Origin of the sequence: Chryseobacterium sp. Leaf201 (assembly GCF_001421435.1) — a bacterium.
In the GTDB taxonomy this organism is placed as follows: Bacteria; Bacteroidota; Bacteroidia; order Flavobacteriales; family Weeksellaceae; genus Chryseobacterium.
This window is the reverse complement of the sequence record NZ_LMKA01000070.1, coordinates 26254-39767: the sequence shown is the minus strand read 5'-3', so window position 1 is coordinate 39767 and position 13514 is coordinate 26254. Positions and strand designations below refer to the sequence as shown.

Annotated in this window: 13 protein-coding genes; 2 read left to right on the top strand and 11 right to left on the bottom strand. The window is 42.3% G+C overall.

Going from position 1 to position 13514, the window contains the following annotated elements:
- Window positions 1-57 precede the first annotated feature (57 nt).
- On the top strand, window positions 58-351 hold the full coding sequence (locus ASE55_RS10135) for a hypothetical protein (RefSeq protein WP_056218741.1): 294 nt from the start codon (window positions 58-60) through the stop codon (window positions 349-351).
- Window position 352: 1 nt separating this feature from the next.
- Here ASE55_RS10135 and ASE55_RS10130 read toward each other — a convergent pair whose 3' ends face one another.
- The 5 genes from ASE55_RS10130 to queA all read right to left on the bottom strand — a co-directional run bounded on the left by ASE55_RS10130 (window position 353) and on the right by queA (window position 5553).
- Entirely contained in the window at window positions 353-1330 is a 978-nt protein-coding gene (locus ASE55_RS10130; protein WP_056218738.1) for a polyprenyl synthetase family protein, read from the bottom strand.
- Between the two features lie 69 nt (window positions 1331-1399).
- Complete coding sequence (locus ASE55_RS10125; protein WP_056218734.1) at window positions 1400-2278, bottom strand: hypothetical protein; 879 nt, start codon at window positions 2276-2278, stop codon at window positions 1400-1402.
- Between the two features lie 106 nt (window positions 2279-2384).
- On the bottom strand, window positions 2385-3323 hold the full coding sequence (locus ASE55_RS10120; RefSeq protein WP_056218731.1) for a sterol desaturase family protein: 939 nt from the start codon (window positions 3321-3323) through the stop codon (window positions 2385-2387).
- A 75-nt stretch (window positions 3324-3398) separates the two neighbouring features.
- Window positions 3399-4433, bottom strand: a complete 1035-nt coding sequence (rlmN, locus tag ASE55_RS10115; protein ID WP_056218728.1) for a 23S rRNA (adenine(2503)-C(2))-methyltransferase RlmN — start codon at window positions 4431-4433, stop codon at window positions 3399-3401.
- Window positions 4434-4503: 70 nt separating this feature from the next.
- A complete protein-coding gene (gene queA / locus ASE55_RS10110) occupies window positions 4504-5553 on the bottom strand; it encodes a tRNA preQ1(34) S-adenosylmethionine ribosyltransferase-isomerase QueA (protein WP_056218724.1) in 1050 nt (349 codons plus the stop codon).
- Between the two features lie 189 nt (window positions 5554-5742).
- Between queA and ASE55_RS10105 the strand changes: the two genes are divergently transcribed.
- Complete coding sequence (locus tag ASE55_RS10105; RefSeq protein ID WP_056218722.1) at window positions 5743-6435, top strand: AIM24 family protein; 693 nt, start codon at window positions 5743-5745, stop codon at window positions 6433-6435.
- Window positions 6436-6502: 67 nt separating this feature from the next.
- On the opposite strand, the gene ASE55_RS10100 is transcribed toward ASE55_RS10105, so the two are convergent.
- The 6 genes from ASE55_RS10100 to ASE55_RS10075 all read right to left on the bottom strand — a co-directional run bounded on the left by ASE55_RS10100 (window position 6503) and on the right by ASE55_RS10075 (window position 13187).
- A complete protein-coding gene (locus tag ASE55_RS10100; protein WP_056218719.1) occupies window positions 6503-7189 on the bottom strand; it encodes a hypothetical protein in 687 nt (228 codons plus the stop codon).
- A complete protein-coding gene (locus tag ASE55_RS10095) occupies window positions 7186-7674 on the bottom strand; it encodes a DNA-deoxyinosine glycosylase (RefSeq protein ID WP_056218717.1) in 489 nt (162 codons plus the stop codon). Before ASE55_RS10095 ends, ASE55_RS10100 begins: the two co-directional genes overlap by 4 nt.
- 157 nt (window positions 7675-7831) lie before the next feature.
- Window positions 7832-9826 carry a S9 family peptidase gene (locus ASE55_RS10090; RefSeq protein ID WP_056218747.1) on the bottom strand — a complete coding sequence of 665 codons (1995 nt, stop codon included), beginning with the start codon at window positions 9824-9826 and terminating at the stop codon, window positions 7832-7834.
- Window positions 9827-10043: 217 nt separating this feature from the next.
- A complete protein-coding gene (locus ASE55_RS10085; RefSeq protein ID WP_056218714.1) occupies window positions 10044-10388 on the bottom strand; it encodes a phage holin family protein in 345 nt (114 codons plus the stop codon).
- A 71-nt stretch (window positions 10389-10459) separates the two neighbouring features.
- Window positions 10460-10882, bottom strand: coding sequence for a PaaI family thioesterase (locus ASE55_RS10080; RefSeq protein ID WP_056218711.1), 423 nt, complete (start codon window positions 10880-10882; stop codon window positions 10460-10462).
- 184 nt (window positions 10883-11066) lie between these two features.
- Complete coding sequence (locus ASE55_RS10075; protein WP_056218708.1) at window positions 11067-13187, bottom strand: type IA DNA topoisomerase; 2121 nt, start codon at window positions 13185-13187, stop codon at window positions 11067-11069.
- Window positions 13188-13514 lie beyond the last annotated feature (327 nt).

The following is a 13514-nucleotide window of genomic DNA, read 5'->3' as shown; positions in this document are numbered from 1 at the left end:
TTTTAAAAATTTGATAATAAAAAAAATTGTATTTATCTTGGATTAAATTTGTAGGTAATGGAAAAAAAATCCACTCATATCCTTAATGCATCAAGCAATCTTCTGGGATTTTCGCTGGTTATTATCACCTCATTAAAGATCTCTAAGATGAGCCCCAGCACGCACTTGGACGAATTTGCAGGAGTGGCATGCCTTTTTTTTGCATTCAGCTGCTTTTTTTCGTTCCTAGCGATCAGGACCGGGCATGAAAAGCGTGGAAACAGGTTTGAAACTATTGCGGATTATTTATTTTTAACGGCTTTATTTTGTATTGTAGCCGCCGTTATTATTGTAACGGTAAAAATTATTTAATTTAGAACTTCCTTTCAATCACATAATCCAGCATGATCTGCAGAGATTTTTTAGGCTCGGAATCCGGGAATTCGTCCAGAATATCTTTTGCTTTCTGCTGAAAGTTTTTCATCACGGTAATTGCGTAATCCAGTCCGCCTGAAGTTTTTACGAAACTGATCAGTTCCTTAACCCTTTTCTGGTCATTGTTATACCGCTTGATGGTATTGAAATAATATTTCCTGTCCTTCTCGCCGGCTATTTTCAGGGTATGGATCAGAGGCAGCGTCATTTTCTGTTCCTTGATGTCAATGCCTACCGGTTTACCGATCACGTTGGAAGTAAGGTAATCGAAAAGGTCATCTTTGATCTGGAAGGCCATTCCGGTATACGTCCCGAAATCCATCATTTTTTTCGCCAGATTTTCATCTGCATTGTTTGACAGGACTCCGATTTCACAACACGCTGCAATTAATGTTGCGGTTTTCTGACGGATGATTTCGTAATATACATCTTCGGTAATATCCAGCTTCCTGGCTTTTTCAAGCTGCAACAGTTCGCCTTCAGACATTTCACGGATCGTCCTTGAAATTACGGCAAGCAGGTCATAATCTTTATGGTCGGTAGAAAGAAGTACAGCTTTGGAGAGCAGGAAATCCCCTACCAGAACGGCAATTTTATTCTTCCACAACGCGTTGATTGAAAAGAAATTACGGCGCTTAAAGCTTTCATCCACCACATCATCATGTACCAGTGTAGCGGTGTGGATCAGTTCGATCATGGACGCCCCGCGGTAGGTTTTTTCATTTACCTCCCCTACAAGCTTGGCACAGAGAAATACAAACATCGGGCGCATCTGCTTTCCTTTGGTGGTCACGATAAAACGGGTGACTTTATCTAATAAAGGTACTTTGCTCTGCATGGATTCATAAAACTTCTGCTCGAAAAGTTTCATTTCCTCATTAATCGGTCGTTTGATTTCTTCTACGGTGTTGGCCACAATCTTCGAATGATGGATAAATTATTAATTACCACAAAGATAATTTTTTTCATTTAATTGTAACAGAAATTAGTCTTTGAGTTTTTCTGTCGGAATAAAATACAGTGCCGGCTTCGCACTTCCCAGAGGAGAGCTGAACTTTTCCCCTGAAATGTAAAGCCCGGCTTCATCCACGGTAATGCCTTCAATCTGCCCAATGGACAGTGCACTGCCCAGATAATATCTTTTAGGGCTTTCCTTAAAGAACACATCCGGCTCCGTTTCATTGAAGACAGTTAAAAACACTTCCGTCTTTCTCGTATAGCCTACCAGATAGAGCTTTTTATTGAAATAAGAAGCGTCCGTAACCACAAAACCTGTTTTAAAGGATTCCGTTTTCTGCGCTTTCTGCTTTTCCTGTATTTCAGGATCTATGATGTAATGGGTGGTTGATTTATTGCCCCATTCTTTTGTAAAGAGATGGATTTTTCCGTTCAGCCAGACCATTGCTTCCGCATCGAAATTGGTTTTCAGGTAACCGGGGACAAATTCCGTCTGCTCGGGATATTCAAAACGGATAAGTGCAGCGGAATCATTCTTCAATCCGTTATTTTCAACAGGTATTTTATAGATTTCCAGGTCTTTTCTCGTTCCTCCGTTATTTCCGAAGTCCCCGATGTAGAAATTTTTCCCGTCATTTGTCAGGGCTTCCCAGTCTTTGTTTTTGGCATTGACCGCTATTGTGTTTATAATTTTCCCTGATGTTCTGTCGAGCTCAAAAAGTTCCGGTGCATTCCCGCTGTCATTGAACGTATAGAGTTTTCCGTTGAAAAGATTAAGTCCTGATGTTTCCTGAATTTTTTCATCTAAATAACTGATTCTGTACTGCCGGATTTTCAGGAGATCTGACTGCTGAGAAGATGCAGATGTGGAAATGATAAGAGCAGAAATCAGGAATAACTTTTTCATCCTGTAAAATTAAAGATTTTTTGCAAACCTGTTGGGATTCGTATTGATGAATAGCATTGGGTTTTGTTTTAACATCCGGCTAAGTCTTTTGTTCCGGTGCATGGAATTATGCTGATTTCTTCTGAGTTTCTTTCTTCTTCATACTTTTCTTTTCCCCGTATTCTTTCCGGTACTGCCGTACTGTTTTACCCGTTCCGTCATGGCGCCATCCCGGGGAATTGAAAATATAATTGATCCTGTCTGAGAAATGTAATCCCGGCTGTCTGATGTCTTTCCAGATTTTGCGCCATTCGTATAAAAGAACAGTATCCGGTTTGTTATCCGGCATTTTTGGGTAAATCCCGTATTTGACGGGAACAGCAGGATCTTCCTTTTCAAAGGTGCCGAATATTTTATCCCAGATGATCAGACACATCCCCATATTGCGGTCCAGATACTTGACGTTACAGGCATGGTGCACCCGGTGATGAGAAGGTGTTACCAGAATATATTCCAGGATTCCCATGCTTTTTACGGTCTGCGTATGCACCCAGGTACCGTACACCTGTCCTATGGCGTAAACCAACATGATATGCCACGGATTAAAACCCAGGAAAGCCAGCGGGGAAAAATAGAGATACCGGTACAGCGGCTGAAGAACCGGACTCCGGAATCCTGTGGTAAGATTAAAATATTCAGAGCTGTGATGGGTAATATGCACGGCCCAGAACGCTCTGGAATGATGATCTACATAATGCAAAACGTAATAAGCAAAATCAGTGACCACAAAGCAGGCCAGCAGGTACCCTAATGTAAAATCCCATGAAAAAAACCTGTGGTTGTAAAAGAAAAACATCACGCCCATCGCGAAGGCTTTCATGACAAAGTCCAGCCCGAAATTCAGAAGGGCCAGATAGATATTGGTGGCAACATCTTTTCCGCTGTACAGTTTGGTTTCCGAAACATGGCTGTAGACCATTTCAGCAATGATAATTACGGCAAGTATCGGAACAGACCATGAATAGACGTGTTCAAGCCCGTTTTCACCCCAGAAATAATCCATCATCTTTAGATCAGTTTTGATGCAAAGTTAGGGCTTTAAGAAAATGTTAAGAGATCTTTGAAATTTTTTAATGAAAATTTAATCGGTGTTTTTATTGGCCAGCTGTCCGCAGGCGGCATCAATATCGCCTCCGCGGCTTCTTCTCACCATTACGGTAACGCCTGCATTTTCAAGCTGACGGATGTAATTTTCTTCTGCCTGTTTGTTACACTGGTCATATTTTCCGTCGCCGATCGGGTTATACTGGATCAGATTCACCTTGGAAGGGATCTGTTTGCAGTATTTTATCAGGGCTTTAATGTCTTCGTCCTTATCATTGATATCCTTCCAGACACAATATTCAAAAGTGACTACAGAACCGGTCTTCTGGTACCAGTACTGAAGGGCTTCCATAATATCCGTCAACGGAAATTTATCGGAAAACGGCATAATTTCATTCCGTTTGGCTTCAATAGCGGAGTGCAGGGACAGGGCCAGTTTTACCCTGAGGTCATCATCGGCCAGCATTTTAATCATCTTCGGAATCCCGGAAGTGGATACGGTAATTCTTCTCGGCGACATGCCCAGGCCTTCCGGCTGGGTAATCTTGCGGATGGCTTCCACTACATTTTTGTAATTCATCATCGGCTCTCCCATTCCCATGAAAACAATATTGGAAAGGGGCCTGTTGAAATACATTTTGCTCTGGCTGTCGATAAGGGCCACCTGGTCTACAATTTCGGCTACTTCAAGGTTTCTCATCCTTTTGAGCCTTGCGGTGGCGCAGAATTCACAGTTCAGCGAGCATCCCACCTGGGAAGATACACAGGCTGTTGTCCTGGTTTCGGTAGGAATCAGAACAGATTCTACCAATAGGCCGTCATGGAGTTTCACCCCGTTTTTAATGGTTCCGTCCGTGCTCTTCTGAAGCTGGTCAACGGAAACGGGATTGATGGTATATTCCTCGGCAATTCTTTCACGGAGGGATTTTGAAAGATTCGTCATCTCTTCAATCGAATGGAGGTTTTTACTCCACAGCCAGTCATATACCTGCTTCGCACGGAACGGCTTTTCGCCTAACGTGGCAAAGTAGTCTTTAAGCTGGTCGAGTGATAAAATTCTGATATCTTTCATTATAATTTAGGTATTAGGGCTTAGGATTTAGGGACAAACTAAGCCCTAAACCCCAAATCCTATTATCTTTTTAAAGAATTAACATAGCATCTCCGTAAGAGTAGAATTTATACTTTTCTTTTACGGCTTCTTCATAGGCCTGCATGATGAATTCTTTTCCGGCAAACGCGGCAATCATCATGATTAGTGTAGATTTTGGCGTGTGGAAATTGGTGATCATCGCGTTAGCTACTCCGAAATCATGAGGCGGATAAATGAATTTATTGGTCCAGCCATGGAATGATGAGATCTTTTTATTGGATGATACTGACGTTTCCAAAGCTCTCATGGTGGTTGTTCCTACGGCGCACACCCTTCTGTGGTTGTCAACCGCTTTGTTGATCACATCCGCATTTTTTTCATCAATGAATACTTCTTCAGATTCCATTTTATGCTTGGAAAGATCTTCCACTTCAATCGGGTTGAACGTTCCCAAACCAACGTGAAGGGTAATTTCTGCAAAGTTGATTCCTTTGATTTCCAGTTTCTTCATCAGATGCTTGGAGAAGTGAAGTCCGGCAGTTGGAGCCGCAACGGCACCTTCCACTTTTGCATAGATGGTCTGGTATCTTTCTGCATCTTCAGGCTCCACCGCTCTTTTGATGTATTTCGGAAGCGGGGTCTCCCCTAATTCTTTTAATTTAGTCCTGAATTCTTCATAAGAACCGTCAAATAAAAACCTCAGCGTTCTTCCTCTGGACGTCGTATTATCAATAACTTCCGCTACCAAAGATTCATCTTCGGTAAAGAATAATTTGTTCCCGATTCTGATTTTTCTTGCAGGATCTACCAGTACATCCCATACACGGGTTTCCTTGTCAAGCTCCCTTAAAAGGAAAACCTCAATTTTGGCACCTGTTTTTTCTTTGTTTCCGTACAGACGGGCAGGGAAAACCTTGGTATTGTTAAAGATAAATAAATCTTCCTCACTGAAATAATCTACCACATCTTTGAACAGCTTATGCTCAATAGTCTGGGTTTTTCTGTCCAAAACCATTAACCTGGCTTCGTCTCTGTGTTCTGACGGGTGTTCCGCCAATAATTCCGCAGGAAGATCAAAATTAAAATCTGATGTTTTCATTTTTTAAATTACGGTTTAAAAATTTATTAAATTACGGGATGTAATTTTCGGACTGCAAATATACGACATCAGGCACCCCTTTGTCAAGTATATCTCCATTTAATTTTGGCCACGTTTGAAAACCATGGTTTTTACCCTGCTTTTTAATGTTGAAAAAAGTTATTTTTGAATACATTAAAATTTTATCCTATGAGCAAATATTCAATTGAAGCTTTTGTAAATGAAACAAAAGAAAATCCACAGGAAAGGGATTACTTTGAACTGGAAAAGCCTCAGCTTCTGGAAATCAACCTCAACAACCAGTCGGTCTGGACTAAGGCAGGAAGCATGGTCGGCTATGTGGGCAGCGTAAATTTTGAAAGGCAGGGCATGTTTTCCGGAGGATTAGGCAATCTTTTAAAGAAAGCCATCAGCGGTGAGGGAGCCCGACTGATGAAAGCCGAAGGAACCGGAAAGCTGTATGTGGCGGATGAAGGTAAAAAAGTGCGGATCCTGTATCTGAACAATGAAGCAGTCTGCGTAAATGGAAATGATGTCCTGGCACATGAGCAGAGTATTAAAAGCGACATCACCATGCTGAAAAGTATTGCAGGGGTCATGTCAGGCGGACTGTTCCAGGTACGGTTATCGGGAACCGGCCACATTGCCATCACCACACACGGCGATCCCCTGACCCTGATGGTTACCCCGGACAGTCCGGTTTTTACAGACCCGAATGCCACGGTAGCATGGTCCGGAAACCTGAGCCCCGAACTGAAAACCAATGTTTCTTTAAAAAGCCTGATCGGAAGAGGCAGCGGTGAAGAGTTTCAGATGAAATTTTCCGGGAGCGGCTGGGTGCTGATTCAGCCGTATGAAGAAGTGTACAGGATTGAGAAATAAACTGCAGCTTTGTCTTATAATCATGCATTTCAATACTTAAAAGCAAGGGATTTCCTTGCTTTTTGTTTTAGTTATTTTTAAAATTCAATTGGTCTCGACTGATTTTTATATCAAAATCCTGAGGTTCAACTGCCTCCAGTGATACATTGATTTCAAGGTCTTCAGATTTTCCGGATCCGGATTTTAAGATATATCTGTTTTCGGATTTTAGTTTATCATCTATTTCATGATAATCAAATAATAGGCGAAGCCCTACAAATGACAGGTCATCTTTAAAATCGGCAAAAACAACGTCTGCAGACATTCTGGATTTCTTTAATTTCTGATTACTGAATTCCTTTATTAAATGGTGCGACAACCCGTCAGGTTTTTTATCCACAAAATCTGAAGTGAAAAATCTTCTTTTGGATTCTTCTTCAAACTGCTTTTTAACAGAAGGGATCTTCACGGAATATATATAATCGAAATCATTTCCCTTTAAAGGAAATCCTGTATTCTTCATTTCAAAATGATGCTGCAGGCTGTTTTTAAAATCTGTAATTACCGCAGATACTGTTTTGTTTTTCCCGGACCTGAAGGAAATCTCATAGGAATGGTCTTGAGAATTTACGGCATACTGAAATTCCCTTACTTCGGGCTGTTCTTTATTGCGCTTTAATGTATGTTTATATTTTATGTAGTAATCAAAATGGTATTCCTGAGACAGGAGATTACTAAAAGCCAAGATCAGGAACAGCGGTATCAGTTTTTTCATAAATGGTTTTTAATCTGCTTCCATTCTTCCAGTTTCTTTTCAAAGGAAACGGTATGAAGCGGACTTGTTGACGGCAGTAAAAATACAGGAATTTTAAAATGCTTTCCTAACATTTTCTGCGCATTTTTATATGATTTCCCACCGTTACAGAATATGGCCAGAATATTCGGATATTTTTCCAGAAGCTCCGGGATCTGGTTGGCTTCTTCATTTTTAATCTCGGAATCAAGGCTTCCTTTCCGTTCACAGGAATCGATCACGTCCCAAAGTGCAATGTGGTGCTTTTTTAACATCCGGATCCTTTCTCCGTAATCTTCGGTAAAATCTTCATTGAGCAATTCAAAAATAATTTTCCAGAACTTATTTTGCGGGTGGCCGTAGTATTGTTGTTTTTCCAAGGATTTCACCCCGGGAATAGAACCTAAAATTAAAATCTTAGAATTACTGTCGACAATCGGCGGAAATGAAAATATTCTGTTGGTCATGGCATTGCTGATATGGGATTCACTTAATTTCAAACAAAAAGCGGGCTAAAGCCCGCTCCTGTTGACGTTTTAAGGGTAAGTATATATTCAATCTATTCAGACCACCCCGTCAAAAATTCTTTCAGAATTTTCGCCACCCCTCCGGAGGAGGGGAATTTTATAATGTTTCCTTCAGCCAGTCAAAGAATTCCCGTTGCCACACCAGGCCATTCTGCGGATGCAGCACCCAGTGGTTTTCATTCGGGAAATAGACTAATTTTGATTTCAGGCCTCTCAGTTTTGCTGCCTGGAAAGCTTCCTGGCCCTGCTCGTAAGGAACCCTGAAATCGATGCCGCCCTGAACAATCATGATCGGTTTGTTCCATTGATCAACAAAATTGCTCGGATTGAATTCGGTATAGGCTTTAGGCTGCGGTTTTTCCCACGGCGAACCCAGGTCCCAGTTGGCAAACCAGAGCTCTTCTGTAGTCAGGTACCAGGATTTCATATCAAATAATCCGTCGTGAGCGATAAAAGTCTTGAAGCGGTTTTCATGAATACCCGCCAGCATGAATACGCTGTATCCGCCATAGCTTGCTCCCACTGCCGCTACCCTGCTCCCGTCAACATACGGTAATGTTTTCGCGAAATCCGTTGCAGCCAGGTAATCCTTTATCGGCTGTCCGCCCCAGTCTCTTGAAATTTCTTCGTTCCATTTCGTTCCCCACCCCGGCATTCCGCGGCGGTTGGGTGCCACTACAATATATCCGTTGGCTGCCATCAGAGCAAAGTTCCATCTTGTGCTGAAGAACTGCGTTAATGCAGACTGCGGGCCGCCCTGGCAGTATACCAGCGTCGGGTATTTCTTATTCGGATCAAAGTTCGGAGGATAATGGAACCAGACGCCCATTTCTTTCCCGTCTGAGGTTTTTACCATCTTCAGCTCAGATTTCCCCTGGGCCAGTTTTGAATACATGTCTTTATTCACTTCCGTCACCTGCTTCATGTCTCCGTTCTTCACATTCACTGAAAAAAGGTCTGTCGCATGGTTAATGTCTGTACGGCCTACCAGCAGCGTATTTTTCTGATCGGCAAAAATTTCATTTACGTCAAAATCACCTTTGGTCACCTGCTGTACTTTAGCCTTTTTAGGATCTAATGAAAATAACTGCTTGGTCCCTCTGAAGGCTGCCGTAAAATAAATGGTTTTGGAATCACCGGCCCAGAACACATCGCCTGAAACACTGTCGTCCCAGCCGCCGGTCAGGTTGCTTATTTTACCGGATTTCCAATCCAGGATCTTAATGTCATTTTTATCCGCTTCATAGCCGTCTCTGGCCATGCTCTGCCAGATCAGTGATTTTCCGTCCGGACTGAATTTCGGGTTTACATCATAGCCTTTATTGGATTCAGTGAGATTTTTTGTAGTTCCTGAAGCCAGGTCATACGCAAAGATATCCGTATTCGTGCTGGTGGCATATTCTTTACCGCTTTTGGGTTTTGTCACGTACAGAAGCCGGGAAGAATCAGGGCTCCAGATGAAGTCTTCGGCACCGCCGAACGGCCTTTGCGGAGAATCCCAGGTTTTTCCTTCCAGCAGGTCTTTTGCGGCATCTGCATTTTGTGAGGTATTTACTACAAAAACATGGTTGTATTTCCCTTCATTAAAGTAATCCCAATGCCTGTGGTTCAGGTCGGTATACACCTGTGCCGTGGATTTCGGGGTATCGGAATATTTGTCTTTACCCATCAGCTTTTCCACCAACACCTGTCTGCTGAAAGCTATTTTTTTACCGTCGGGAGAAATCACGATATTGTCTGCCTCGCCTATGGTATAAAACTCGCCCCAGGTTTTACCGCCGTCTCCGGAGAGGAAAATCTTATCGCCTTCCTGTGCATAGATGCCGTTTTTATCCCACTGGATCAGGGATTTTTTGCCCAGATCTATTTTTACAGACTGGTTATTGATAACATTCAGGAAGTAGTTTTCACTTTTTGTTTTTTCGGTTTTCAGATCAGTCTGCCCTATTTTATAAATAAGCGAAGACTGGTCGGGAGAAACGGCCTGTACTCCTACTTTTTTCAAAGTCCAGAGGATTTCGGGCGTCATGAGTTGTTGTGCATTCATTAAGAGCGGAGCTGCCAAAGCCAGCAGGCTGTACTTAAGTTTCATATGTTGATATTCATTTTTAGGAACATAAATCAGCTTCATGTTCTCATTTATTCCAAAGAGGCTCAAAGTTACTTATTTTTACATTATGAGATCATCTATTTTACTGATGATGCCCGAATTTTGATAGATACCTGACAGAAGCTCCACATCCTGAAATGAAAAAAGAGCGAACTTAAGTCCACTCTTTACTGATATCATTTTTAAATATATTCCTTTTTTAATCTCCGTCTGAGAACATCGAATTCGCAAGGGAAGTAATAACCGAAAGCAGAATACTGAAGATCAGCGCCCACCAGAATCCGTCAACCACCATACTGTCAATAAGATAATCGGCAATAAGAATGATGATGGCATTAATGACCAATGTAAACAGGCCTAAAGTGATGATGGTTAAAGGGAGGCCGAAAAGTTTCAGCACCGGTTTTACAATCAGGTTGAGAATTCCTAAGACAATGGAAAAGATAATCGCTCCTCCGAATCCTGTAAAATGAACGCCCGGTAAAATCATGGTCAGAAGATAGGCGACAATGGCTGTAATGAGCAGCCGGATAATTAAGTTCATAATTTGATTTTTTTAATGTTTATAAGGTGTTGCTGTACAAAACATATTCCACTTAACACAGAGGAACAAGACTATTTTATTTTCATCATTGTCACCAGTGAAGTGGCCACATGGCTTTCTGAAGCTCCGTTTTCATCAACGGTATAAATTTCTGTCCTGATCACGCTGATTTTAGCGCCGCCTTTTACCACGTAAGACTTTGAGACTAAAGCATCGCCCATGGCAGGCCTCAGATAATTGACTTTCAGCTCTACCGTAACCACATAACAGTCTTCTTCATAATGGCTTACGGCTGCATATCCTGAAGAGACATCTACCAGGGAAGCAATCATGGCACCGTTGAACATTCCGGCTTTCCGGGTCATCATTTCCATTTTCGGGATTTTAATTGAGATAAATCCGGTTTCCACTTCCAGTAATTCTGCTTTGTAGAACTGCAGGGTTTCGGAACGGCTGAAACTGCCGGTGATGAGTTGCTTTTTTTCGGGCGTCATTGTTTTTGTTTACTGCAAATGTAAATACAAATTTTTAAAAATGATTTTACGGATCTGCAGATAAACCGTAAATAAATAACTAACAACAAAGACAGGTTAAAGCATCGTCTTTATTGATGTACAAACAATTTTTCGAACTCCTTTACAAAAGTTCAGCCTGGCGTCGCGCATGTAAATACTCAAATTAAGCAAGCGTAATATTGAAGTCTTCACTTAAAGCCAGTACGCCTTCCGTCAGGCTTTCAGGATGTGCGCTGAAGCCTTTCAGTTTTGAGGTTTTCCCTTTTAATACCAGATCCATCAGCTGCTTATCCGAGATCTTTTTACCGAAAACTTCAAACATGACCTTAAAGCCGCAGTTTTTAAAATCTGAACACCCGACAGCTGTTTTTCCTTTGATCAGGTGGTGCGTTTTGCATTTCGGGCACTGGGTCTCTTCCCACGACTGCAGTTCTTTCTTTACTGCCGGTTCGCGTTTTTTCTTTTCGGCTTCAGGCTTTTCTTCCTGTAAGGTGATTACTTTCCCTTTCCCGTACACCACTTTATCAGTCAGTTCCGTTACCATACGGATCAGTTCTTCCTTGAACTGGTTGGCTTCATAGTCGCCGCTTTCAATCCTGCGGAGCTTGGATTCCCATTCACCCGTCAGTTCCGGACTTTTCAGCAGTTCATCTTCAATGGTATCAATCAGCTGGATGCCGGTCTGCGTGGCAATCAGGTTTTTCCGTTTCTTTTCAATGTACTTCCGTTTGAAAAGCGTTTCAATGATATTGGCCCGGGTAGATGGTCTTCCGATACCGTTGTTTTTCAGCATTTCACGCAGCTCTTCATCTTCCACCTGTTTTCCGGCGGTTTCCATGGCCCTCAGCAGCGTAGCTTCCGTATACGGTTTCGGCGGCGACGTTTTTCCCTGATGGATTATCGGATCATGAGGCCCGGACTCTCCCACCGTAAATTCAGGAATGCTCTGTTCTTCTTCCCTGTCTTTTTCCTTATCGGCGGGCTCTTCTTTGGGTTCTTTGGCATACACTGCTCTCCAGCCCGGTTCCAGGATCTGCTTTCCGCTCGTCTTAAACGGAATGGTCCCCACTTTTCCTTCCACCAAAGTATTTGAAATTTTACATTCGGGATAAAATACGGCAATAAACCGCTTGGCCACGAGGTCATAAATCAGTTTTTCTTCCCTGCTGAGGTTCTGGGACGGTGGCACTTCGGTCGGGATGATGGCGTGGTGATCGGTTACTTTCGCATCATCAAACACCACTTTGGATTTTGGAATCGGTGCCTGCAATAACGGGCTGATAAGTTCCTGATAAAAGCTCATTTTTCTCAGGATCCCTTCAATCTTCGGATACAGGCTTTCTGATAAGTAGGTGGTATCCACACGCGGATAGGTGACGTGCTTTTTCTCATACAGGCTCTGGATGTAATTTAAGGTACTCTCTGCAGAATAGCCGTACTTTTTATTGGCTTCCACCTGAAGGCCGGTCAGGTCAAACAGCCTAGGATTTTTTTCTTTTCCTTCCTTGATTTCAAAAGAAACAATTTCAAAAATATTTTCCTTCAGGTATTCCAGTCCTTTTTCGGCCCGTTCACGTGTTTTTAAACGGTCAATTGCTGCGGTGAACAGAACGTCACGGTACCGGGTTTTCAGTTCCCAATATTCTTCAACGGTAAAAATATCGATTTCTTTCTGGCGCTGAACGAGCATGGCCAGCGTCGGGGTCTGCACCCTTCCGATGGAAAGGACCGCTTTATTTCCCCCGAATTTTTTCGTAAACAGACGGGTGGCGTTGATGCCCAGCAGCCAGTCGCCTATCGCTCTGGCATTGCCTGCGAGATACAGGTTTTTATAGTCTTCCGCCGGTTTTAAATTTTCAAAACCTTCTTTGATTGCTTCTTCCGTCAGGGACGAAATCCACAGTCGCTTCACCGGTTTGGTGCATTTTGCTTTCTGCAGTACCCATCGCTGAATCAGCTCCCCTTCCTGGCCGGCATCCCCGCAGTTGATGACCTCATCACATTCTTCCACCAGGCGTTCAATTACTTTAAACTGGTTTTCAACGCCTTTGTTCGGAATTAATTTGATTCCGAAATTCCCGGGAATAATCGGCAGCAGAAAAAGGTTCCAGGATTTGAACTGCGGACCGTAATCATGGGGTTCCTTTAAAGTACAGAGATGCCCGAACGTCCAGGTCACGCAGTAGCCGTTGCCTTCCATATAGCCCTGTTTGGGCATGGTGGCACCCAATACTTTGGCAATATCTCTGGCAACACTGGGTTTTTCGGCAATACAAAGTTTCATGAAGGTCTCGGGATTTTGAAGAGGGCAAAATTCGGGATTTTTTTTTAATAAAACTATTTGCAGGCGTTTTAAAAATGATCCTGAGTTTATTTAAGACAGTTAAGTTTAACCCTGTTATCTACATAAGCGATCCGGACAATCATAATTATCAGAAAATAGAAGTTCTCAAAAGAATGAAAATCAAAGGTTTTTTAACTCATATTTCCTGCCTGCAGCTTATCATTAAATCTAAAATTTTAATGACTGAATATTTGACTATGCCTACTCTTTTTCAGGGTTAAAATTTAATAAGTTCCTCAGGTTAGCATCTATTCAGAACAAATCAAA